Source organism: Stappia stellulata (genome assembly GCF_020176715.1).
Classification (GTDB): domain Bacteria; phylum Pseudomonadota; class Alphaproteobacteria; order Rhizobiales; family Stappiaceae; genus Stappia.
Window position 1 is genome coordinate 291,928 of record NZ_JAIVMF010000004.1, and the last position, 22,254, is coordinate 314,181.

A 22,254-nucleotide genomic window follows, 5' to 3' on the forward strand; every position below is an offset into this window, starting at 1 on the left:
TTTTTGGTCCGTGTCGGCCGTGCGGCGTAGTCCCTTTGACGTTCCGGGAGCTTTCCCATGTCTGGTTCTATCCCTCGGGATGCCGGCGCCGACCGCCTGTCGGTCGATGCCGCCGTCCCTTACCCGCAACGGATGCGGGCGCGCGATGTCTTGCGCGGCGCGCTCATTGCGGTGCCCGCGATTGTGCTGATTGCCGTCTTGCTGTTCCTGCCGGTCGCGGCAGGCGAGATCGCGCGTCTCGACGCCGTGGTCCTGCGCGGCGTTTCGCAACCCGCCGCAGCCCTGCTTGACCGGTTGACCACATTGTTTCTCGGCTTGCTTGTTGTCTCGGGCGCGCTGGTCGCCTTCGCGGCGGCGGTCCTGATGACGCCGCCGGCCCCCGGTCCGGTGTTTCCCGCCTCCCGGCGCTGGCGGCGCCGGGCGGAGCGCAACGTGCAACAGCCCGACCCGATGCTGTCCGGAGGTCAGAATGTTCGCCTGGTTTGAAAAACTGATCGACCCGTTCCGGTCGGGGCCGATCGAGGCCCCGCCCGCGACGCTTTTCAGGTTCTGCTGGCATTACACCCGGCCGGTCTGGCCGATCCTCGCCATCGTATCCGGGCTCGGCGCGGTGCTTGCGATGTTCGAGGTGATGATCTTTTCCTTTCTTGGAGATCTGGTGAACTGGCTGGAAAGCGCGGATCGGGAGACCTTCTTTTCCGAGAACGCGTCCCAGTTGATCTGGATGAGCGCGGTCTTGCTCATCGTTCTTCCGATACTGGCGCTCTTGTGGGAGCTATTCTTCCATCAGGCGCTGATCGGGAATTATCCCATGGTCATCCGCTGGCAGGTGCATCGCTATCTGCTGCGCCAGAGCGTCGGGTTCTATCAGGACGATTTCGCCGGGCGTATCGCCACCAAGGTGATGCAGACCTCGCTTGCGGTTCGCGAGGTGGTGACCCGTATTCTCGATGTGCTGGTCTATGTCGTGGTCTATTTCATCTCCGCCGTGGTTTTGACCGGCCTGTCGGACTGGCGGCTGGCGCTGCCGCTCGTTGTCTGGCTCGGGGCTTATCTGGCGGTGCTGTTCTATTTCGTGCCGCGTCTCAAGACGGTCTCCAAGGAGCAGGCGGACGCCCGCTCGTTGATGACGGGGCGCGTCGTCGACGCCTATACGAATATCGCCACGGTGAAGCTCTTCTCCCACACCAATCGCGAGGAAGCCTACGCCAGGACGTCCATGTGGGATTTCCTGAAGACCGTCTACCGGCAGATGCGTCTCGTGACGCTTTTGAACATCTCGCTGCACTCGATCAATCTCCTGCTGATCTTCGCAAGCGGGCTTGCTTCGATCCTGCTGTGGCAGGCGGAAGCGGTCTCGACCGGGGATATCGCGGTGGCGATCAGCCTGGTGCTGCGGCTGCAAGGCATGTCGCAGTGGATCCTGTGGGAGGTGTCTGGGCTGTTCGAGAACATCGGCACGGTGCAGGACGGCATCACCACCATCTCGCAGGAGCGGGACGTGCGCGACCGTCCGGATGCGCGGCCGCTTGAGGTGCGCGAGGGCGCGATCCGCTTCGAGGACGTGCGCTTCCACTACGGCAAGAAGGCCGGGGTCATCGACCGCATGTCGCTCGACATCAAGCCGGGCGAGAAGGTCGGGCTCGTCGGGCGGTCGGGTGCCGGCAAGTCGACGCTCGTCAACCTGCTGCTGCGCTTCTACGACCTGGAGGGCGGGCGCATCCTGATCGACGGGCAGGACATCGCCGGCGTCACCCAGGCGAGCCTGCGCGCCAACATCGGCATGGTCACGCAGGACACCTCGCTGCTGCATCGCTCGGTCTATGACAATATCGTCTACGGCCGCCCGGATGCGGGGCCGGAGGATGCAATGCAGGCGGCGGCGCGCGCCCATGCGGACGGGTTCATTCCGGATCTGGAGGACAAGGCCGGCCGGCGCGGGCTCGACGCCCATGTCGGCGAGCGCGGGGTGAAGCTCTCCGGCGGACAGCGCCAGCGCATCGCGGTTGCCCGCGTGCTTTTGAAGAACGCGCCGATCCTCGTGCTCGACGAGGCGACGTCTGCGCTCGATTCGGAGGTCGAGGCCGCGATCCAGGAAAGCCTCGAAGACCTGATGCAGGGCAAGACGGTGATCGCGATCGCGCACCGGCTGTCGACCATCGCGGCGATGGACCGGCTGATCGTCATGGATCAGGGCCGGATCGTGGAGGACGGTACCCATGACGCGCTGCTGGCGCGGGGCGGGATCTATGCCGATCTCTGGCGGCGGCAGTCGGGCGGATTTATCGACAGCGCGGCAACCGCGTCGTGACGCCGCCAATCATCGGGCGCGCATTTTTTCCCTATGGGATCAAGTGCCCGCCCTGTGAAGGCCCGAATGCGAAAAAAACCGCGACAAACCGTCATCGCCGGCACGGGAGATCTGGACAAGCGCTGGCAACGGTGCCAATAACGCCCGTGCTTGGAAAGGTGCGACAGCCGCACCTGCCGCCCTGACAGCACGTCCCGCCGACCTCCGGGGTTCTTACCCGCAGGGGTTTGGCTGTCGAACGTCGTTGTCGCCGGGCCCGAAGATCAAAGAGGACGCGACCTTGGCACAGCAGGATACGGTCGAACCCACCCGCCGCGATTTCCTCTATATCGCGACCGGCGCGATGGGTGCGGTCGGCGCGGGCGCGCTGGCTTGGCCTTTCATTCACCAGATGAACCCGGATGCGTCGGCGCTCGCGCTGGCCTCCATCGAGGTCGATGTGTCGGCCGTCGAGGAAGGGCAGTCCATCAGCGTGATGTGGCGCGGCAAGCCCGTGTTCATCCGCAACCGCACCGAAAAGGAAGTGGTTGAAGCGAACGCGGTGCCGGTCGACGACCTTCCCGACCCGATGGCACGCAACGCGAACCTCGGCGCCGACGCCGTCGCGACCGACGAGAACCGCGGCGTTGAAGGCAATGAGGCGCTGATCGTCATGGTTGGCGTCTGCACCCACCTCGGCTGCATTCCGCTCGGCCAGGCAGGTGAGTTCGGCGGGTGGTTCTGCCCCTGCCACGGCTCGCACTACGACACGGCCGGGCGTATTCGCCGGGGTCCCGCGCCTGAAAATCTCCTGATCCCGCCGTTCGAGTTCATCTCGGACGATGTGATCCGGATCGGTTGATTAGCGGCAGTTTCGAGGAGGCAGCCATGGCTGGACATTCCAACTACGTGCCGCAGAGCGCGGCGGCTAAGTGGCTTGAGAGCCGCTTGCCGGTTATTTCGCTCGTTCGCGGCTCTTTCGTCGACTTTCCGACCCCGAAGAACCTGAACTACTGGTGGACCTTCGGCGGCATCCTGTTCTTCGTGCTGATTGCGCAGATCCTCACCGGCATCGTGCTGGTGATGCACTACACCGCCAGCACCGACGCGGCCTTCGCCTCCGTCGAGCACATCATGCGCGATGTGAACTTCGGCTGGCTGCTGCGCTACCTGCACGCCAACGGCGCGTCGATGTTCTTCATCGCCGTCTTCATCCACATGTTCCGCGGCATGTACTACGGCTCCTACAAGGCGCCGCGCGAGATTTCGTGGATCCTCGGGGTCATCATCTTCCTGATCATGATGGCCACCGCCTTCATGGGCTACGTGCTTCCCTGGGGCCAGATGTCCTTCTGGGGCGCCACCGTGATCACCAACCTGTTCTCGGCGCTGCCGCTGGTCGGCGAGCCGATCGTGCAGTGGCTGTGGGGTGGCTTCGCCGTCGACAATCCGACGCTGAACCGCTTCTTCTCGCTGCACTACCTGCTGCCGTTCATGATCTTCGGCGTGGTTCTGCTGCACGTGTGGGCGTTCCACACCACGGGCAACAACAACCCGACGGGCATTCAGCCGAAGACGAAGCAGGACACGCTGCCGTTCCACCCGTATTACACGATGAAGGATGCGTTCGCGATTGTCGTGTTCATGATCTTCTTCGCCTATTTCGTGTTCTACATCCCGAACTACCTTGGGCACGCCGACAACTACATCGAGGCCGACCCGCTGGTCACGCCGGCGCATATCGTTCCGGAATGGTACTTCCTGCCGTTCTACGCGATCCTGCGCGCCGTTCCGGACAAGCTTGGCGGCGTCATCCTGATGTTCGGCTCGATCGCGGTGCTGTTCGTGCTGCCGTGGCTCGACACCTCCAAGGTGCGCTCCGGGGCCTACCGCCCGCTGTTCAAGCAGTTCTTCTGGATCTTCGCCGCTGTCTGCGTCGGTCTGGGATATCTGGGCGCCATGCCGGCCGAGGGCATCTACGTTGTCCTGGCCCGTATCCTGACGGCCTATTATTTCGCCCACTTCCTGATCATTCTGCCGCTGCTCGGGTTCCTCGAGAAGCCGAATGCGACGCCGAATTCGATTTCGGAATCGGTGCTGGGCGGATCTGGAAGCGGTCAGCCAGCCGGTGCGGTCGCCGCTCCGGAAACGAAGTGAACCACGGACGAGATTGGGAGTTCTCCTGAATGAACACGATGATCAAATCCGTGCGCGGCGCCATGCTGGCCCTGGCGGCGATCGCCGTCGCCGCGCCGGCCATGGCCGCCGGCGAAGGCCCGCATATCGAACGCCAGCAATGGTCGTTCTCCGGACCCTTCGGCACCTACGACCGGGCGCAGCTTCAGCGCGGCTTCAAGGTGTACAAGGAAGTTTGCGCCTCCTGTCATGGGGCAAAGTTCCTTTCCTTCCGCAACCTCGCGCAGCCGGGCGGTCCCGGCTTCACCGAGGATCAGGCGAAGGTGATCGCGGCCGAGTACATTGTGCCTAAGGGCGTGGACGAATATGGCGATCCGGTCGAAGGGCCGGCCGTGCTGTCCGATCGCTGGCCGTCGCCGTTTCCGAACGAGACGGCCGCGCGCGCGGCCAATGGTGGCGCCTACCCGCCGGACTTCTCGACGCTCGCCAAGGCGCGCGCCGTGGCCAGCGGGTTCCCCGGCTTTGTCTTCGATATCTTCACGCAATATCAGGAGCAGGGACCGGACTACATCTACAACCTGCTGACAGGCTACGAGGAGCCGCCAGAGGATGTCGAGCTGCTCGCGGGCACCTACTACAATCCGAAGTATATTGCCGGCAATGCGCTTGCGATGGCGCCGCCGCTTTATGCCGACAGCGTCGAATATACCGACGGCACGCCGACCACGGTCGAGCAATATGCCAAGGACGTGTCCGCCTTCATGATGTGGGTGGCGGAACCGAAGCTCGAGGAGCGCAAGAACCTCGGCTTCCGGGTGATGATCTTCCTGATCGTCTTTGCCTCGCTGTTGTATTTCACCAAGAATGCGATCTGGCGCAACGTCGATCATTGATCGGACCGTCTGCATCTCGCAGGATCAGGGCCGCCGGATCATCCGGCGGCCTTTTTCATGTTCGCAACCGCGGCGAAACTCGCTTAGGTTGCGTATTGTGATTTTGCAATCTAATTGGAGTCGAGTGAATGAGCGAAGCCGTTCTGGGTGTGATTGGCGGGTCCGGCCTCTATGATCTGCCGGAGCTGACCGATGCGGAATGGGTCACGGTGGACAGCCCCTGGGGCGCGCCCTCCGACGCGCTTCGGATCGGCCGCGTCGACGGCCTCAAGGTGGTGTTCCTGCCTCGCCACGGGCGCGGTCACCGCTACGCCCCGTCCGATATCAATTACCGGGCGAACATCGACGCGATGAAGCGCTGCGGCGTGACCTCGCTGGTCTCGGTGTCTGCCTGCGGATCGCTGAACGAGGCGATGGCGCCGGGAACCTTCGTGCTGGTCGACCAGTTCATCGACCGGACGTTTGCGCGCGAGAAGAGCTTCTTCGGCAAGGGCTGCGTCGCCCATGTCTCCATGGCCGAGCCGGTCGCACCCCTGCTCGTCGGCCATATTGCTGCGGCGGCGGCCGCGGAAGGGCTGACCTATCACAAGGGCGGTACCTATCTGGCAATGGAGGGGCCGCAGTTCTCCTCGCTTGCGGAAAGCGAGCTCTACCGGTCTTGGAAGTGCGATGTGATCGGCATGACCAACATGCCCGAGGCCAAGCTCGCGCGCGAGGCGGAGATCTGCTACGCGACGGTCGCCATGGTCACCGACTATGACAGCTGGCATCCCGACCACGGCTCCGTCGACATTCAGGCGATCATCCGCGTGCTGCATGAGAACGCGGACAATGCCCGTCGGCTGATTGCGCGGCTGGCGCGCGACCTGCCGCGCACCCATGAAGCCTGCCCGGTCGGCTCCGACACCGCGCTGGAATACGCGATGATGACGGCGCCGGAGGTGCGCGACCCCGATCTTGTCGCGAAGCTCGACGCCGTCGCCGGGCGGATGTTGCAGTCGGCAGGCTGAGTTAAAGCGCGCGGCCGCCGTGCATCCATGGTCCCATCATGCCGAGGCCCCCGAAGACCCCGGCAAAGAGGGTCATGATCAGGCCGAGCACGAGGGACACCGCGATCGCCGCGGGAATTGCGGCCAGGGAAACCTTGATGATGATCATCATCAGACGGACAAACGGGATGTCGATATCGGTGATTGTCACGGATTGTTTTTCGCTCATGGTAGGGCTCCCGATCTTTCTTGAAATTGCAGGTCAATCAACGCCGCCGATGATGCGCCGATGGCGCGCGGCAGACAACAGCGAGGCTGGGTGATGGCAGACAGCACTGTATCGGACGAACTTCTGGCGGCGATCCGCACGATTCCCGACTATCCGAAGGAAGGGATCATTTTCCGCGACATCACGACGCTCCTGGGCAATGCGCGCGCCTTCCGCCGGGCGGTGGATGCGCTGGTGCAGCCCTGGGCCGGGTCCAAGGTCGACAAGGTCGCCGGCATCGAGGCGCGCGGCTTCATCCTCGGCGGCGCGGTGGCGCATCAGCTTTCCGCCGGCTTCGTGCCGATCCGCAAGAAGGGCAAGCTGCCCTATGACACCGTGCGGATTGCCTATTCGCTGGAATACGGTCTGGACGAGATGGAGATGCACAAGGACGCCATCGAACCGGGCGAGAAGGTCATTCTCGTTGACGACCTGATTGCCACCGGCGGGACGGCGGAAGCCGCCACGCGGCTCCTGCAGCAGATCGGCGCGGAGGTCATCGCCGCCTGTTTCATCGTCGACCTGCCCGATCTCGGCGGACGGCAGAAGATCGAGGCGCTCGGTGTGCCGGTGCGCACGCTGGTGGCGTTTCCCGGGCATTGACAGAGGGATCGCATCCCGTCCCGCCCGCACAAGGCTCTGGCGGGGTCTTCGACGCGGCCTTCGCGGCGCGCTTCGAGGAGTTGCTCGCGTGGCGGCGGGACGTGCGGCGGTTTCGCACCGATCCGCTTCCCGACGGGCTGCTCGAGCGGCTCCTGCAGGCCGCGCATCTGGCGCCATCGGTCGGCAACAGCCAGCCGTGGCGTTTCGTGACGGTGGAGGATGCCGCGCGCCGGGAAGCCGTGCGGGTAAGTTTTCGCCGGGCGAATCAGGAGGCGCTTGCCTCCTATTCGGGTGAATCGGCGCGGCTTTATGCGACACTCAAGCTGGAAGGCCTGACGGACGCGCCGGTCCAGCTGGCCGTTTTCTGCGACGAGGAGACCGGGCAGGGGGCCGGCCTTGGCCGGCGCAGCATGCCGGAAATGCTGGCCTATTCCTGCGTTTGCGCGGTCAACACGCTCTGGCTTGCCGCGCGGGCGCAGGGCGTGGGGCTTGGCTGGGTCTCGATCCTGGAGCCGGAGCGGGTCACATCCGCACTGGACGTGCCGGCTTCATGGCGCTTGATTGCCTATCTGTGCCTGGGCTATCCGGCGGAGGAGCATCTCGATCCGGAGTTGGAGCGGGCAGGCTGGCAGCGCGGATCCGGCCTCGACGTGCGATGGTTGCACCGATGACGATTGCTGCACAGATGAATGTGCGTTTGCCGTCCGCACGGACGGCGGATTGCCGAAACCGACAGGGGAAGTGAAATGGCGGTGAGCATCCGAGCCACCACGGACGACGATCGCGCGGCGGTCGTCGACCTGCTGACGCGTCGCTGGACCAGCCCTGAAATCCTGATCGAGGGCGAGATGATCGACGCCTCGGGCCTTCCGGGCTTTCTGGCCGAGGACGACGGGGAGATCGCCGGTCTGGTCACGCTGATCAAGCGCGACGCGGAGTGGGAAATCCTCACGCTGGATTCGCTGAGCCGCTGGAGCGGCGTCGGCACGCTGCTGCTCAATGCGGTCGTCGGCTCGGCCGTGGAGAGCGGTATACGGCGGCTCTTGGTGCGCACCTCCAACGACAATCTGGACGCTTTCCGCTTCTACCAGCGTCGCGGCTTCCGGCTGGAAAAACTGGTGCCCGGCGCCATCGACGAGGAGCGCAAGCTCAAGCCGGAAATCCCGATGACCGGCGAATACGGCATCCCGATCCACGACGAGGTCGTCTTCGCCCGCAAGATCTGAGGCAGCAGGTGCCTCAGCCTTCGGCCTCGGGGCGGCGGGCGACGAGCACCTTGCCGGTGAAGGAAAACACCGTCACGCCGTCCTGGTTGATGCCCTCGTTCTCGTGAACGGCGAGCCCCCAGGTCGGGCGGGTCTTCAGCGGTGTCCTGTCGACCAGCCGCGACGTGTAGCGAATGGTGTCGCCGGCAAAGACCGGCCGGATCCACTTCAGGTCGGAAAAACCCGGCGAGGGGCCGAAGCGCGGCGGCTCTCCGGTGCGCTCCGCCTCGGCCTTGACGCTTGCCACCAGCAGCTTCATCCACACGGCGGCTGTATGCCAGCCGGAGGCGCAGAGCGCGCCGAAATGGGTCTCGCGCGCCGCCGCGTCGGACAGGTGAAACGGCTGCGGGTCAAAGCTCCTGGCGAAGCGCGTGATGTTTTCTTCCGTAAAGGTGTAGGTGCCCAGATCGCGGGTCTCGCCGATCTTCAGGTCCTCGAACCAGCTCATTGGCCAGCCTCCCGCCGTTCGAACAGGATCGCGCTCTTCTCGCTCATCACCGGGATGTTGTCCTGGTTGGTCAGCGTGAAGACGAACTGCACGATGCCGAGGTCGGGGCGCGACGTCAGGGCGCGCGCCGACACCACGTCCGCGCTTGCCGTCAGCCGGTCGCCCGGATGGACGGGCCGCATCCAGCGCAGGTCCTCAACGCCGGGCGAGCCCTTGCAGGAGGAGGCAAGCAGGAGGTTGTCGCACAGCAGGCGCATCAGCATCGATGCGGTGTGCCAGCCGGAGGCGGCCAGGCCGTCGAGCAGGGACGCCGCGCCCGCCTCCTCGTCGAGATGGAAGGGCTGCGGATCGAACTCGGCGGCGAAGGCGACGATCTCGTCGCGGCTGACGGTCTTCGATCCGAGCGACAGCGTCTCGCCCGGATGGAAGTCCTCGAAATAGCGGAACTCACTCATGACGTTGGACTATACGCAGCCCCGGCATGGTGTCGAGTGGATCCGGCCTCGTCAGTCGAAATAGATTTCGTTGTCGTCGAGATAGATGTTGCTCGCCGCGCAAATGTCGATCGAGATCGGCTCGTCGAGTACCTCGGAGCCGTCCTCGCCGAGCCAGCCGACCCGAAGCGTCTGGTCGCAATTGCCGGTGTCCGCGGTAAACTCGGCGCGGGCGCTGCCTTCCGGCTCGATGATGTCGCCGAGCCAGTTCTGGCTCCAGCCCGACCCGTCGTTGGTGTAGAAACCGACGACCGTGTTGATCTCGGTGTTGTTGTGGATCTCGAAATACCCTTCGGATCCCGTACCCTGAGCCAGGGCGGAACCAACGAGAAGCGGAGCGGCGACGGCCGCGACAAGAGCCAGATGATGCAGACGCATGTGCAAGGTCCCCCGGGGGCGAAACGCCGACCGAAATGGCACGGCGCGTCAGTCTAGCGGGGGCTGCGCCAATCCAGAAGCAAACATTTTGTGCGGCCTCATTGCCGGATTGAAAAGAGCGGGGGAAATCCTCCCCCGCCCGTCCCGGTTCTTGCTCCCGCCGCATGTTCGGGAGACAGGGGGTCCGCTTAGTTTTGACCTTCGGCCGACATGAACGCGAAGGGCGTCGCCGCCTCGAAGTGTTCGGCCGCATTGCCGGAATAATAGTGACCACCGGCGATGGGCAGCTTCTTCGGCTCTGCGCCTTCCGAGAAGTCCAGTTCGGCGAAGTCGACCCAAAATGTGTTCGGCGTCGTGGCGCTGTCGAAGAAGTAGACCAGATTGGTCTGGTCGGCAGCGGTGCGCCACAGGGTCGAGGCGATGTTCGGCTCGCCGGGCGTCGAGATGCCAAGCGGCACGCTCACGCCGCGCATGATGGAAATCGACTGGGCGACGGCCTGGTTGGCAAAGGTCTTGCCCGGCACTGCGTCGATGAAGCTCTCGTCGGTCTTCTTGTTGGCCGCATCCAGCAGGAAGGAGGCGCGCACGAACCGGTCGGCCGCGCTGACGGTTCCGGGCAGGAAGGCGTTGCCGCCGATCTTGTTCCAATAGGAGGTGAGCGCCAGCTGCTGTTCGTACACCGGCGAATTGGTCATCACCTTGTAGTCCTTGCTGTGATGGATGACGAGTTCACCCTTCACATACTCGAAGATCGCGCTGTCGCCGCTTGGGTCGGAAATCGACAGATGCAGGGTTGCGGCCGAGCCGTTGGGAAGCTTCGGCGCGACGATCCGGAAATTGGCCGCCTTCAGGCCTTCGACCGTTTCGGCGACCGTGGCGAAATTGTCGAGCACATATTGCGCCCAGAGACCGATCACCAGCGGCGTGCGGCTGGTATCGTTGCCATAGTCGGATTCCGCCAGATAGAGCAGATTGGCGACAAGGCCCTTCTCGTTCATGCCGTCTGCGCTCGCCGTGTTGTAGCCCGACGCGATCACGCTGCCGTATTTGGCGGTCCATTCCGGCGAGCCGGGGCCGGCGTTGCCGGACCGCGTCATGCCGCGCGGGAACACCCACAGGTCGGTCTGCATGTCCTCCATCCAGTCCATGTTGCGACCGGTGATCACCGTGTTGTCGTCGCCGACATAGACGGTGCGGGTGCAGGCGAGGGCGGTCTGCGGCAGGACGCTGACCCCGAACATCAGGGCGGCGGCGAGAGCGGGCAGGATCTTGGACTTGGACATGCGAGCGGTTCCTGTCGTGCGTCATTGATTGAAAAACGATGTGACCCGCTTTAGCGCCCAGCCTTTAACAGCCGGAAAACAAGCAATGAAAATAAAAGCTTAATCGAAAACTGACGTTGCGGTTTCTGCTGTTTGTCGCGCGAATTCCTGCCGGTGAAAACGCATCCGGCCGGCGTGGATACCGCCGGCCGGGTCGTGAAACCATGCAATGAAAGCGGAAGACGCCGCCTTCAGGTGTTGAATTTGAAGAGCAGGACGTCGCCGTCCTTCACCACATATTCCTTGCCCTCGTCGCGGGCCTTGCCCGCTTCCTTGGCGCCGCTTTCGCCGCCGAGCGCGACATAGTCGTCGAAGGCGATGGTCTGCGCGCGGATGAAGCCGCGTTCGAAGTCGGTGTGGATCACGCCGGCGGCCTGGGGCGCCTTGGTGCCCTTGCGGATCGTCCAGGCGCGGGTTTCCTTGGGGCCGGCGGTGAAATAGGTGATCAGCTCCAGCAGGTCGTAGCCGGCGCGGATCAGCCGGTCGAGGCCGGGCTCGGTCAGGCCCATGGTCTCTAGGTAGTCGGCCTGTTCGCTCTCGTCGAGCTGGGCGATCTCCGCCTCGATCGCGGCCGAGATCACCACGCAAGCAGCGCCTTCCGCGTCCGCCATCGCCTTGACGCGCTCCGACTGGGAATTGCCGGTGCCCGCTGAGCCTTCCTCGACGTTGCAGACGTAGAGGATCGGCTTGGTCGTCAGGAGGTTCAGCCCGTCGAGGATCTTCTTCTCCTCCGGGGTGGAGACGTCGAGAAGCCGGGCCGGCTTGCCCTCCTGCAGCAGAGCCAGCGCGCCTTCCATGATCGGAATGACCGCCTTGGCCTCCTTGTCGCCGCCGGTCGCCTTCTTCTTCAGCGGCGCGAGACGGCGTTCCAGGCTTTCCAGGTCGGAGACCATCAGCTCGGTCTCGACGGTCTGGGCGTCGGCGATCGGATCGATGCGGCCGTCGACATGGGTGATGTCGTCGTCCTCGAAGCAGCGCAGCACATGCGCGATGGCGTCGACCTCGCGGATGTTGGCGAGGAACTGGTTGCCGAGGCCCTCGCCCTTGGAGGCGCCGCGCACCAGCCCGGCGATGTCGACGAAGGTCAGCCGGGTCGGGACGATGTTGGCCGACTTGGCGATCCGCGCGATGTCATTGAGGCGCGGGTCCGGCACCGCGACCTCGCCGGTGTTGGGTTCGATCGTGCAAAACGGATAATTCGCCGCCTGCGCCGCCGCCGTCTTGGTCAAGGCGTTGAACAGCGTGGACTTGCCCACGTTCGGGAGGCCGACGATGCCGCACTGAAAACCCATTTCGATCTAGTCCTTCTTGCCGAACATCCGGGCGAGCCCTTCGGCGAGCGCGCTGCGTGGCTGCGTGTCCTTGCGGGCCGGAGGGGGCGTCCAGCGCGCTTGCGCATCGGGGCGCGTGGCGGCCGGCGCTTGCGGGCCGGATGGTTCGGTCGGTTTGTTTTTCGGAGCAGGAAGCGCCCGGTGAATGCGATTGCAGAATTCCGACGTGCGCTCGCCGAGAAGGAGGGCAGCCTCGCGGCCGGTCTCCTCCAGCAGCGGCGCCAGCCAGTCCTGCTCGGCCTTGGAGAAATCGCCGAGCACATGCGCCGTCACCCGGTCCTTGTGACCGGGATGGCCGATGCCCATGCGCACCCGGACATAATCCTTGCCGAGATGGGCGTCGATCGACTTGATGCCGTTGTGGCCGCCGCTGCCGCCGCCGGTCTTCACCCGCACCTTGCCGGGGGCGAGGTCGAGCTCGTCATAGAGGACGACGACATCTGCAGGAGACAGCTTGAAGAAGCGCGCGGCTTCGCCGACGGCACGGCCGGATTCATTCATGAAGGTCTGCGGCTTCATCAGGAGAACCTTCTCCCCGTCCAGCGTGCCTTCTGCTACCTCGGCCTTGAAGCGGGAGCGCCAGGGGGCGAAGGTGGACTGGCGCTCGTGGATCGCGTCCACGGCCATGAAGCCGATGTTGTGCCGGTTGCGGGCGTATTTGGCCCCGGGGTTGCCGAGCCCGACGATGAGCCGCATGGGTTCTCTCCGTCATCCGCCGCCGCGTGACGGTCCGGCCCCTTGCAAGGCCGGACCGTCGGGTCGGTATCAGTCTTTCGAAGCTTCGTCTTTTGCTTCGTCTTCGGTCTCGTCTTCCGCCTCTTCCTCTTCATCGGAAGATGCGCCGCCACCCGGTGCGGCGATCGTGGCGATCGTGAAGTCGCGATCGGTGATCGTCGGGGTGCAGCCGGCCGGAACGTCGACCGCCGAAATGTGGATCGAGTCGCCGACATTGGCCTTGGCCAGGTCGATGATCAGCGCTTCCGGGATGCTTTCCGCCGGAACCGTCATTTCGACGGTGTGGCGCACCACGTTGAGCATGCCGCCGGCCTTGATGCCCGGGCACTTCTCTTCGTTGATGAAATGCACCGGAATGTCGACCGTCAGCTCCGATCCCTTCGCAACGCGCAGGAAGTCGACGTGAATGAGGTCGTCGCGCACCGGATCGAGCTGGTAGTCCTTGGCGATGACGCGATGCGTCTTGCCGTCGACCTCGATGGTGCCGAGATTGGTCATGAACCCGCCGCGGTGGAGCGCGATGGTCGATTCCTTCATCGGGATTGCGATGGGAAGCGCGGGTTTCTTGTCGCCGTAGATCACGGCGGGGACGAGGCCCTGACGACGGAGTGCGCGAGCGGCCCCCTTGCCGACCCGATCCCTCGCCGAAGCCTTCAGCACATAGCCTTCAGCCATGGCAGTTCTCCTTGAGTTGTGTTGAAAAACGGGCTGTCGACCGCCTGCCGGTGTCGAAAGGGACGTGCGACGGTCGGTTTTGGCCCGAATGCGCCGCCTCCAGGGGTGCAGGTGCGCGCCGGTGCTATAGCCGAAGTCCTGCAAAAGGGCAAGCTGCGCGCGCCCTTCGCCCGCCGTCCGCCCGAGGGGCGGCAGCGCGCGCCGGCACGGGACGCCGTGTCGGGGCGGCGAGTGCAATCAAGGGTAGCTTGTTTTGAGTCGCATATACCAAAGATATTGCAATTATTGCGGATATTTATTCTAAATTTGCAACCTGTAACATAGGAAAAATGCGGCTCTAAATCCTAACATTGATATTAATACTACTATATCCACTTCCCGTTAACCGGGGTTGGGCATTGTCTCTACGTAAGTTTGGGTGGGGAAACAATGTCTCGGAAGGGGATCTATATGAAAAAATATGTACTTGCATCCGCAATCGGGTTTCTGGCCATGACCGGTGTTGCCAGCGCCAACCAGTTCGAAGCCGAACTCAGCACGCTTGCGAAGGGGAAGATCGCGGAAATCGCATCTGCTCCCGAGGTCATCAGCGCGGTGAAGGCCCAGAACGAAACCACCGCCGCCTACGACCAGGCCAAGATCGACGAACTCGACACGGCATGGCGCGCGCAGGCGGATGCGGCCGAGCAGCCGATGATCGATGCCGCGCTCGACAGCGAGGTGTCCGGCTACCTGATGGATGTGCAGGATGGCAGCGACGGCCTGTTCACCGAGATCTTCGTGATGGATGCCAAGGGTCTGAACGTCGGCCAGAGCGATGTGACCTCCGACTATTGGCAGGGCGACGAGGACAAGTGGCAGCAGACCTATTCCGTCGGTCCGGACGCCGTCCACATCAGCGAGCTGGAAGAAGACGAGTCGACCCAGACGGTGCAGAGCCAGGTCAGCGTGTCGGTTGTCGATCCCGACAGCGGCGCGGTGATCGGCGCGGTCACCTTCGGTGTGAACGTCGACAAGCTCTGACAACCCTTGGCGGGCGGGGCGGTGCGCCGCCTCGCCGCTGGCCCTGTTCCGTCGGGAGATCGTGTCTTGAAAATTTCCGTGAAGCTGCCGGCCATCATCGTCGGTCTTTCGCTGATGTGTTCCGCGGTGGTCGGGATCGCCAGCTATGCGACAGGCGCCTCCACCGTCCAGTCGCTTTCGGAGGAACGCCTTACGGCGCTTGCCGAAAACCGCAAGAGCGCGCTTGAGGACTATCTGGCCGGGCTTCAGTCGGGACTTGTGTCCTTTGCGGACAGCAAGACCGTGCTCGGCGCGCTGGCAGGGCTTTCGGGCGGCTGGAGCAAGGCGGGCGACCAGCCCGCGCAGGCGCTGATCCAGGCCTATGTCACCGAGAATCCGAATGAACCCGACAAGCGCGACGAGCTGGACCGGGCCGGGCGCAAGCCCTACGACCGCGAGCACCGCAAGATCCATCCGATCATGCGCCGCCATGTCGCCGACACCGGTCTCGGCGACCTGATGCTCGTCGACCCGGACGGCAACGTGATTTATTCGGTCAAGAAGCGTGACGATTTCGCCGCAAACCTGCGCGACCCGGCCTGGCGCGACACCACGCTGGCCAAGGTGTTCGAGGCGGCCGCGGCGAGCGAGGGCGGCACCGCGCATCTGGAAGACCTGGGCGCCTATGCGCCGAAGGGCGGGCTGCCTGCCGGGCATATCGCATCGCCGATCACGCTCGGGAGCAAGACGCTCGGCGTCATCGTCTATGAAGTGCCGACCGCCGGCATCGGCGCGGTCTTGGCGAATTACGCGGGTCTGGGCGAGACCGGCGATATCAATCTGGTGAATGAGGCCGGCCTGCTGCAAAACGACAGCCTGCGCACGTCCGAGGTCAACGAGCTTCTGTCCGCCGATCTTGACCGCCCCGAGGTGCGCGCGGCGATCGGGTCCGGACCCCGTTATGTCACGATGGCGGACTTCAAGGGCACGGACGTGGAGGCTGCGATCGCCCCGCTCAGCTTCCTGGGCAAGTCCTATGCGCTGGTGGTGAGCCAGACGACCGACGAGCTCTTCGCGCCGCTGGCGTCGCTGCGCAACTGGATCCTGATCATCACGCTGGCGGCGGTCGGCGTCGCGCTTGCGGTCGGGATCCACTTCTCGCGGGCCCTGACGGTGCGGATCAGCCGGCTTTCGGGCGCGATGGAAGGGCTTGCCGGCGGCAACACCGAGGTCGATCTTCCCGAGGACAAGCAGGCCGACGAGATCGACGCCATGACCCGCTCCGTGGTCGTCTTCCGCGACAATGCCATCGAGCGCCAGGCGCTGGCGGAGGAGCAGAACGCCGGCCGGCGCGAGACGGAAGAGCGCGCGCGGCGGGTGTCGCAACTGATCGAGCGCTTCCGCGGCGAGGTCGGCGAGATGCTCGATGCCGTGACCGCCAACGCCGGGCAGATGCAGGGCACCGCCCGGGCGCTCACTGCAGTGGCCGAACAGGCCTCCGGCGGCGCCAATACGGCTGCGGCCGCGGCCGAACAGACCTCCGGCAATGTGCAGACCGTCGCCTCGGCGGCGGAGGAACTGGCCGCGTCGATCCAGGAGATCGGCCGTCAGGTGTCCAATGCGACCGAGATCGTCGGCGGCGCGGTCACCAGTGCGGAAAGCACCAACGCCAAGATCGGCGGCCTGGCCGAGGCGGCACAGCGCATCGGCGACGTGGTGAAACTCATTACCGACATCGCCGAACAGACCAATCTCCTGGCGCTGAACGCGACCATCGAGGCGGCGCGCGCCGGCGATGCCGGCAAGGGCTTTGCGGTCGTCGCCGCGGAGGTGAAGGAGCTCGCCACCCAGACCTCCAAGGCGACGGAGGAGATCAGCGCCCAGATTTCGGCAATCCAGGGCGCCACCCAGGAAGCCGTCGGTGCGATCGGCGAGATCAGCTCCACGATGGGCAGCGTCAGCGAATACACCAATTCGATTGCGGCTGCCGTCGAGCAGCAGGGCGCGGCCACCGGCGAGATCTCCGGCAGCGTGCAGGAAGCCGCGCGCGGCACCCGCGAGGTCACCGAGGCGATGACCAACATCACCCAGCAGGTGCAGGAGACGAGCCAGTCCGCAACCGAGGTGCTGACCGCCTCCGGCGACGTCAGCGAACGGGCGGGGGCGCTGCGTCAGACCGTCGACCGTTTCTTGAGCGAGGTGTCGGCAGCCTGATCGATCGTGCCCGTCACCGTGACGCACAAGGCCGGCCCTGCGCCGGCCTTGTCTTTTTCGGGCGTGCGGGGATCTGTGGGCAGAGGGGCTTGCGGATTGACATTCCCGGTCCGCTGGGATCACCTTCCCGTCCGCCGAAAACGCCATTTCTCGGCCAATCTCGAATAACCTGCGGATGCGGTGGTCACTGGCCCCTGCTTGAACCGTGCTCCGGGAGGACACCATGACGAAGCTCTCCAAACGTTCCATGCTGAAGACCCTGGCCGCGACCGCGCTTGCCACGGCCTGTGCGCTGGCGCCCGTCGCGCCCGCTGCCGCCGCCGACAAGGTGACTGTCGGCGCGCTGCGTTTCACCTCGCATGCGGCAAGCTTCGTCGCCTTCGAGCGCGGTTATTTCGCGGACGAAGGGCTCGACGTGGAGTTCACCTTCTTCCAGGCGGCCCAGCCGATGGCCGTGGCAATTGCCTCCGGCGACGTTGATTTCGGCGTCACCGCGATTTCCGGCGGGCTGATCAACCTGGCGGAGAAGGGCGCGATCAAGGTGGTCGGCGGGGCGTTGCAGGAAGAGCCCGGCATCGACGGCCAGATGATCCTGGCGTCCAAGGCCGCTTATGACGCCGGGCTGACCAGCCCGGCCGCGCTTGCCGGCAAGAGCTTCGGCATCACCCAGACCGGGTCGTCCTTCCACTACATGGTGCACAAGATCGCCGACAAGGAAGGCATTCCCCGTTCCGAGATCACCCTGCGTCCGCTGCAGAAAGTCGGCGCGGTGATCGGCGCGCTGAAGACCGGCCAGATCGACGCCTGGACCATCGTTCCCCATATCGCCAAGGCCATCGCCGCCGGACCGGAAATCGAGCCGATCGGCATGATCGCCGATTACATCCCGGACTATCAGGTCACCACAGTCTTCACCTCGACCGCGAACACCACCGACAAGCCGGATCTGGTCAAGCGCTTCCTCGCAGCCTTTGCCAAGGGTGCTGCCGACTTCAACGCGGCGCTGGTCGACAAGACGGCGAGCGAGCAGGAAGCCGAGGACATGGTTCGCCTGATCCACAAGTATGTCTATGCCGACCGTCCGTTCGACAAGGCCGCCCCCTCCATCCGCAACGGCGCGATGCGCATCAACGAAGGGGCGCGGCTGAACCTTGCCTCCGTTTCCGACCAGCTGGAGTGGTTCAAGTCGGAAAACCTGGTGCCGTCCTCGGTGACGCTCGAGATGCTGGTCGACAGCAGCTTCGTCGAGACGGACTGACGACACGCCGACAAAGGTCTGGACCGTTTCATGGATTTGCTGCTGCGCGGGGTGTCGCACATGTATGGCGACACCCAGGTTCTCCGCGACATCGATCTCGCCGTCGGCGAGGGCGAGATCGTGTGCATCATCGGGCCATCGGGCTGCGGCAAGTCGACCCTGCTGCGCTTCATCGGCGGGCTGGAACGTCCCGACGCCGGAGAGGTGCTGCTCGCCGGCGCGCCGCCGGCCGGATCGCTCAATCCGCTGACCTATGTCTTCCAGGATTTCGCGCTGCTGCCCTGGCGCACGGTCGAGGGCAACGTCTCGCTGGTGCTGGAGGACCACGGGCTGTCGGCGGCCGAGCGGCGCGGGATCATCGACGACGTGCTGGCGCGCACGAGCCTGAGCGATTTCAAGACCGCGCTGCCGCGCCAGCTTTCCGGCGGCATGAAGCAGCGCGTGGCGATTGCCCGCGCGCTCAGCGTGCGCCCGGCGGTGATGCTGATGGACGAGCCGCTGTCGGCGCTCGACAGCCAGACGCGCGAACTCCTGATGGACGATCTCGTGGGCCTGTGGCAGCGCGAACGCTTCACCGCCTGCTATGTCACCCACAATCTGGCCGAGGCCGTGCGGCTCGGCCACAAGATCGTGGTGCTGTCGCGCCGACCCGGGCGGATCCGCGAGATCGTCGAGATCGACCGCGATCTCGCCGACCGCCAGCAGGCGGATGCGAAGCTCGACGCGATCCAGCGCGATCTGTGGCAGCTGCTGCGCGACGAGGCGCGGGCCGCCGACCGGGAGCTTGCCGATGACACTGTCTGACACATCCGCCAAGGCGTCGGCGCACGGCGAACCCGCAGGCGGAGAAGCGTCGCCGGGGGCGGCAGACACCCGGCTGCAGCCCGTGCCCTTTCGCGGCGGCGGGTTCCGTCCGGTGCGGGTGCGCTTCGTCGGGCTGCTGGTGTTCGCGGTGATCCTTGTGCTGTGGGAGGCCGGGTCGCAAAGCGGCGTGATCTCCAACCTCGTGCTGCCGGCGCCGAGCGAGGCTTTCGAGGCCTTCCGCCAACTGGTCGAGACGGGCCAGCTCTGGCGCCACCTCGGCGCGTCGCTGCAGCGCCTGATTGTCGGCTGGACCCTCGGCATGTCGCTGGGCGTTGCGGTCGGGCTGATGATCGGCCTGTTCTCGCTCGCCCGCGCCGGCCTGATGCCGCTGGTCTCGGCGTTGTTTCCGATCCCGAAGATCGCGCTGTTGCCGCTTTTCGTCATCTGGTTCGGGATCGGCGAGGGATCGAAGGTCGCGACGATCCTGTTCGGCTCGTTCTTTCCAACGGTGATCGCCACCTCCGGCGGCGTCGACAATGTCGACCGCTCGCTGGTGCGCATGGGACAATCCTTCGGGCTGTCCTGGTGGTCGATCGTGCGCAAGATCATCCTTCCCGGCGCCATGCCGGCGATCCTGTCGGGCGCGCGCATTTCCGCCTCGATCGCGATCATCCTGCTGGTCGCGGCGGAGATGATCGGCGCGGAATACGGCGTCGGCGCCTTCATCCTGATGGCGGGAAGCCTGTTCGCCACCGATCAGCTTCTGGCCGGCGTCGCGATCCTTTCCGCGATGGGGCTGATCGTGGGGTGGCTGATCGGGCGCGCCGAACGGTGGCTTCTGCGCTGGCGCAGCTGATTTCCTTCCTTGCGGGGACGACCCGCCGTCGAGCGGACCGGAGCGGCACCAACGGCCGACGCGGACCGGCTCGCATCTTCAGTTTTGGAGCAAGGCTGCAATGCCACAGCTTAACGAGAGCCGGAAACGCATCCTTGTCACCGGGGGTGCCGGTTTCATCGGCTCGCATCTGAGCGACCGTTTGCTTGCCGAGGGCCACGAGGTGATCTGCGTGGACAACCTTGTGACCGGGTGTCGGCGCAACATCGCGCATCTCAACGACAATCCCCGGTTCTCGTTCCGTCTGCACGATGTCACAGCGCCGCTCGATGTCGCGGTCGACGAGATCTACAATCTGGCCTGTCCGGCCTCGCCGCTGCACTATCAGCGCGATCCGGTGCAGACCGCGAAAACCGCCGTCCTTGGCGCTGTTCATATGCTCGACCTGGCGAGGCGCCTCGGCGTGCCGATCCTCCAGGCCTCGACCAGCGAGGTCTATGGCGATCCTCTGGTGCATCCGCAGCCGGAAGGTTACTGGGGCAATGTCAATCCGATCGGACCGCGCGCCTGCTACGACGAGGGCAAGCGCTGCGCCGAAACCCTGTTCTTCGACTACCATCGCCAGTATGGGGTAGACATCCGGATCGCGCGGATCTTCAACACCTACGGCCCGCGGCTTCGGCGCGCCGACGGTCGCGTCGTTTCCAATTTTATCGTCCAGGCGTTGCAGGGCGAACCGGTGACGATCCATGGCGACGGCAGTCAGACGCGGTCCTTCTGCTTCGTGTCCGACATGGTGGAGGGGCTGGTCGGTCTGATGTCAGCGGGCAGTGGCGCCACCGGGCCGGTCAATCTCGGCAACCCGCGGGAGTGCACCATGCGCGAGCTGGCGCAGGCCGTGCTTGCGGAAACGGCCTCGCACTCGCCCATCCGCTATCTGCCGCGCCCCGAGGACGACCCGAGCCGACGCAAGCCCGACATCGGCCGCGCGCGCGAGCTGCTCGGCTGGGAGCCTGTCGTCGCGCTCGACGCGGGAATCCGGGAAACGGTCGGCCATTTCCGTCGCCTTGCGCACCTTGACAGCCACTGAACAGGGCCTGCAAGAACAGGCGGCAGCAGACAAAGGCGGCTCGCAGACGTGCTGGTTTCATCAATCGACCTGTTCGACCGCGCCCTGTCGCTCGACGCGCGGCGCCGTCCCGGGTTCTCCCCGGCGCCGACCCGGCTCCAGGGCTGTATGCCGATGCCGGAGATGCGGGAGGAGGCGCGGCTCGGCGTGCCGCCGCTCGTCTGGCGCCGCGAGGCCATGTCAGGGGCGAGCCTTGCGCCGGCCGGGGTCCTTGTCGAACCGGGCCTGCGCGTTGCCTGCCTGCCGTATGCGAGCGCGAACGGCGACCATCACGCCCGGACGCGCCGGCTTTCCAGCGCGGGTCTGCGAAGCCTGCGCGAAACCCATCCGGACCCGGCCCTGCGGGCCGCTCTTCGCCGGCGTCTCGACCCCCGCATGCGGATCGTCCGGCTCGACGGCGACACCGTGCTGCTGGGCGCTCACTTCACCGACTGCGAGAACTATTTCCACTTCTGGGTCGACGCCATGTGCGACCTCTGGTTCCTGAAGCAATGCGGTCTCGACTGGTCGGCGGTCCGGCATGTGCTGATGCCCTGGAGCGGCACCGGCTGGCAAAGGGAAATCGCGGCGCTCTGCGGCATTTCGCCGGAGCGGGTCGTTCCGCTGTCGTCGGCCGACGGGTTCGTGCTGGAAAGGGGCCATGTCCCGTTGCGCATCAAGGGCGGCACCCGCAATCACGACTGGATCGTCCGTGCGATGCGCGAGATCAGCGGCTGGCGCGCGCCGGAGGCAGCTCAACCGGGACGCAGGATCTACGTGACGCGCGCCGCGGCCGTGCGTCGCCCCTTGCGCAACGAGGCGGCGGTGCGCGACGTCCTGGCGCCCTTCGGCTTTGAGATCGTCGATTGCGCCGGCCTGTCGGTGGCAGAGCAGCGCGCAGTGTTCGCAAGCGCGCAGATTGTCGTCGCACCGCATGGCGCAGGCCTGACCAATGTCGTTTGGGCGCGGCCGGGAACGGGGCTGATCGAGTTCATGCCGCGGGCCCACGCCAACCCCTGCTTTGTGGACATGGCAGCGCAGGCAGGGCTCGCCTATGGCGTGGTGCCCTCCATCGTCGAGGATGACGGTGTGGATCCGATCTTCGCCGGCTATGCGGTCGATCCCGGGCATGTTGCCGCCCAGGTACGGGCAATGCTCGACGGCTGAGGCCGTCCGCCGCGCTGTCGCCTGGCGGACGGCCCGCGC

24 protein-coding genes are annotated in these 22,254 nt (G+C 65.2%); 16 read left to right on the top strand and 8 right to left on the bottom strand.

Annotated elements, in window-relative coordinates:
- The first annotated feature begins 57 nt into the window (after nucleotides 1-57).
- The 6 genes from LC092_RS07695 (at nucleotide 58) to LC092_RS07720 (ending at nucleotide 6,329) form a co-directional block, all read left to right on the top strand.
- Nucleotides 58-486, top strand: a complete 429-nt coding sequence (locus tag LC092_RS07695) for a hypothetical protein (protein WP_224805866.1) — start codon at nucleotides 58-60, stop codon at nucleotides 484-486.
- Complete coding sequence (locus tag LC092_RS07700) at nucleotides 470-2,311, top strand: ABC transporter ATP-binding protein (RefSeq protein ID WP_224805867.1); 1,842 nt, start codon at nucleotides 470-472, stop codon at nucleotides 2,309-2,311. The genes LC092_RS07695 and LC092_RS07700 overlap by 17 nt, the downstream gene beginning before the upstream one ends.
- A 280-nt stretch (nucleotides 2,312-2,591) precedes the next feature.
- On the top strand, nucleotides 2,592-3,152 hold the full coding sequence (gene petA, locus LC092_RS07705) for a ubiquinol-cytochrome c reductase iron-sulfur subunit (protein ID WP_224805936.1): 561 nt from the start codon (nucleotides 2,592-2,594) through the stop codon (nucleotides 3,150-3,152).
- A gap of 26 nt (nucleotides 3,153-3,178) precedes the next feature.
- Nucleotides 3,179-4,447 carry a cytochrome b gene (locus tag LC092_RS07710; protein WP_224805868.1) on the top strand — a complete coding sequence of 423 codons (1,269 nt, stop codon included), beginning with the start codon at nucleotides 3,179-3,181 and terminating at the stop codon, nucleotides 4,445-4,447.
- Between the two features lie 29 nt (nucleotides 4,448-4,476).
- Nucleotides 4,477-5,319, top strand: coding sequence for a cytochrome c1 (locus tag LC092_RS07715; RefSeq protein ID WP_224805869.1), 843 nt, complete (start codon nucleotides 4,477-4,479; stop codon nucleotides 5,317-5,319).
- A gap of 128 nt (nucleotides 5,320-5,447) precedes the next feature.
- Nucleotides 5,448-6,329, top strand: coding sequence for an S-methyl-5'-thioadenosine phosphorylase (locus LC092_RS07720; RefSeq protein ID WP_224805870.1), 882 nt, complete (start codon nucleotides 5,448-5,450; stop codon nucleotides 6,327-6,329).
- Nucleotide 6,330: 1 nt separating this feature from the next.
- Here the strand turns inward: LC092_RS07720 and LC092_RS07725 are convergent, their stop codons facing one another.
- Complete coding sequence (locus tag LC092_RS07725) at nucleotides 6,331-6,537, bottom strand: hypothetical protein (RefSeq protein WP_224805871.1); 207 nt, start codon at nucleotides 6,535-6,537, stop codon at nucleotides 6,331-6,333.
- A 93-nt stretch (nucleotides 6,538-6,630) separates the two neighbouring features.
- Here LC092_RS07725 and LC092_RS07730 point away from each other — a divergent pair, with 93 nt between their 5' ends.
- From LC092_RS07730 to LC092_RS07740, 3 genes are all read left to right on the top strand, one after another.
- On the top strand, nucleotides 6,631-7,179 hold the full coding sequence (locus tag LC092_RS07730; protein WP_224805872.1) for an adenine phosphoribosyltransferase: 549 nt from the start codon (nucleotides 6,631-6,633) through the stop codon (nucleotides 7,177-7,179).
- Complete coding sequence (bluB, locus tag LC092_RS07735; protein ID WP_224805873.1) at nucleotides 7,176-7,850, top strand: 5,6-dimethylbenzimidazole synthase; 675 nt, start codon at nucleotides 7,176-7,178, stop codon at nucleotides 7,848-7,850. The genes LC092_RS07730 and bluB overlap by 4 nt, the downstream gene beginning before the upstream one ends.
- Nucleotides 7,851-7,925: 75 nt before the next feature.
- Nucleotides 7,926-8,405 carry a GNAT family N-acetyltransferase gene (locus LC092_RS07740; protein WP_224805874.1) on the top strand — a complete coding sequence of 160 codons (480 nt, stop codon included), beginning with the start codon at nucleotides 7,926-7,928 and terminating at the stop codon, nucleotides 8,403-8,405.
- A 13-nt stretch (nucleotides 8,406-8,418) separates the two neighbouring features.
- Here the strand turns inward: LC092_RS07740 and LC092_RS07745 are convergent, their stop codons facing one another.
- The 7 genes from LC092_RS07745 to LC092_RS07775 all read right to left on the bottom strand — a co-directional run bounded on the left by LC092_RS07745 (nucleotide 8,419) and on the right by LC092_RS07775 (nucleotide 13,827).
- Entirely contained in the window at nucleotides 8,419-8,892 is a 474-nt protein-coding gene (locus LC092_RS07745) for a MaoC family dehydratase (RefSeq protein WP_224805875.1), read from the bottom strand.
- Complete coding sequence (locus LC092_RS07750; RefSeq protein ID WP_224805876.1) at nucleotides 8,889-9,347, bottom strand: MaoC family dehydratase; 459 nt, start codon at nucleotides 9,345-9,347, stop codon at nucleotides 8,889-8,891. Before LC092_RS07750 ends, LC092_RS07745 begins: the two co-directional genes overlap by 4 nt.
- Nucleotides 9,348-9,398: 51 nt before the next feature.
- Nucleotides 9,399-9,764, bottom strand: a complete 366-nt coding sequence (locus LC092_RS07755) for a hypothetical protein (protein WP_224805877.1) — start codon at nucleotides 9,762-9,764, stop codon at nucleotides 9,399-9,401.
- A 188-nt stretch (nucleotides 9,765-9,952) separates the two neighbouring features.
- On the bottom strand, nucleotides 9,953-11,047 hold the full coding sequence (locus LC092_RS07760; protein ID WP_224805878.1) for a linear amide C-N hydrolase: 1,095 nt from the start codon (nucleotides 11,045-11,047) through the stop codon (nucleotides 9,953-9,955).
- Nucleotides 11,048-11,277: 230 nt separating this feature from the next.
- The gene (gene ychF / locus LC092_RS07765; protein ID WP_224805879.1) at nucleotides 11,278-12,378 is read right to left on the bottom strand and encodes a redox-regulated ATPase YchF; all 1,101 of its coding nucleotides are present in this window, start codon (nucleotides 12,376-12,378) and stop codon (nucleotides 11,278-11,280) included.
- A gap of 6 nt (nucleotides 12,379-12,384) precedes the next feature.
- A complete protein-coding gene (gene pth / locus LC092_RS07770) occupies nucleotides 12,385-13,113 on the bottom strand; it encodes an aminoacyl-tRNA hydrolase (protein WP_224805880.1) in 729 nt (242 codons plus the stop codon).
- 69 nt (nucleotides 13,114-13,182) lie between these two features.
- Nucleotides 13,183-13,827: a 50S ribosomal protein L25/general stress protein Ctc gene (locus LC092_RS07775; RefSeq protein ID WP_224805881.1), complete on the bottom strand. Its 645-nt coding sequence runs from the start codon at nucleotides 13,825-13,827 to the stop codon at nucleotides 13,183-13,185.
- A gap of 450 nt (nucleotides 13,828-14,277) precedes the next feature.
- Between LC092_RS07775 and LC092_RS07780 the strand changes: the two genes are divergently transcribed.
- The 7 genes from LC092_RS07780 (at nucleotide 14,278) to LC092_RS07810 (ending at nucleotide 22,215) form a co-directional block, all read left to right on the top strand.
- Nucleotides 14,278-14,850 (top strand): hypothetical protein, encoded by a 573-nt coding sequence (locus tag LC092_RS07780; protein ID WP_224805882.1) that lies wholly within the window; start codon nucleotides 14,278-14,280, stop codon nucleotides 14,848-14,850.
- A 66-nt stretch (nucleotides 14,851-14,916) separates the two neighbouring features.
- Nucleotides 14,917-17,043, top strand: coding sequence for a methyl-accepting chemotaxis protein (locus LC092_RS07785; RefSeq protein ID WP_224805883.1), 2,127 nt, complete (start codon nucleotides 14,917-14,919; stop codon nucleotides 17,041-17,043).
- Between the two features lie 223 nt (nucleotides 17,044-17,266).
- Nucleotides 17,267-18,301: an ABC transporter substrate-binding protein gene (locus LC092_RS07790; RefSeq protein ID WP_224805884.1), complete on the top strand. Its 1,035-nt coding sequence runs from the start codon at nucleotides 17,267-17,269 to the stop codon at nucleotides 18,299-18,301.
- A 30-nt stretch (nucleotides 18,302-18,331) separates the two neighbouring features.
- Nucleotides 18,332-19,105, top strand: a complete 774-nt coding sequence (locus LC092_RS07795; protein WP_224805885.1) for an ABC transporter ATP-binding protein — start codon at nucleotides 18,332-18,334, stop codon at nucleotides 19,103-19,105.
- Nucleotides 19,092-19,961, top strand: coding sequence for an ABC transporter permease (locus LC092_RS07800; RefSeq protein ID WP_224805886.1), 870 nt, complete (start codon nucleotides 19,092-19,094; stop codon nucleotides 19,959-19,961). Before LC092_RS07795 ends, LC092_RS07800 begins: the two co-directional genes overlap by 14 nt.
- Nucleotides 19,962-20,061: 100 nt before the next feature.
- Nucleotides 20,062-21,030, top strand: coding sequence for a UDP-glucuronic acid decarboxylase family protein (locus LC092_RS07805; protein ID WP_224805887.1), 969 nt, complete (start codon nucleotides 20,062-20,064; stop codon nucleotides 21,028-21,030).
- A gap of 48 nt (nucleotides 21,031-21,078) precedes the next feature.
- A complete protein-coding gene (locus LC092_RS07810) occupies nucleotides 21,079-22,215 on the top strand; it encodes a glycosyltransferase family 61 protein (RefSeq protein ID WP_224805888.1) in 1,137 nt (378 codons plus the stop codon).
- Nucleotides 22,216-22,254 lie beyond the last annotated feature (39 nt).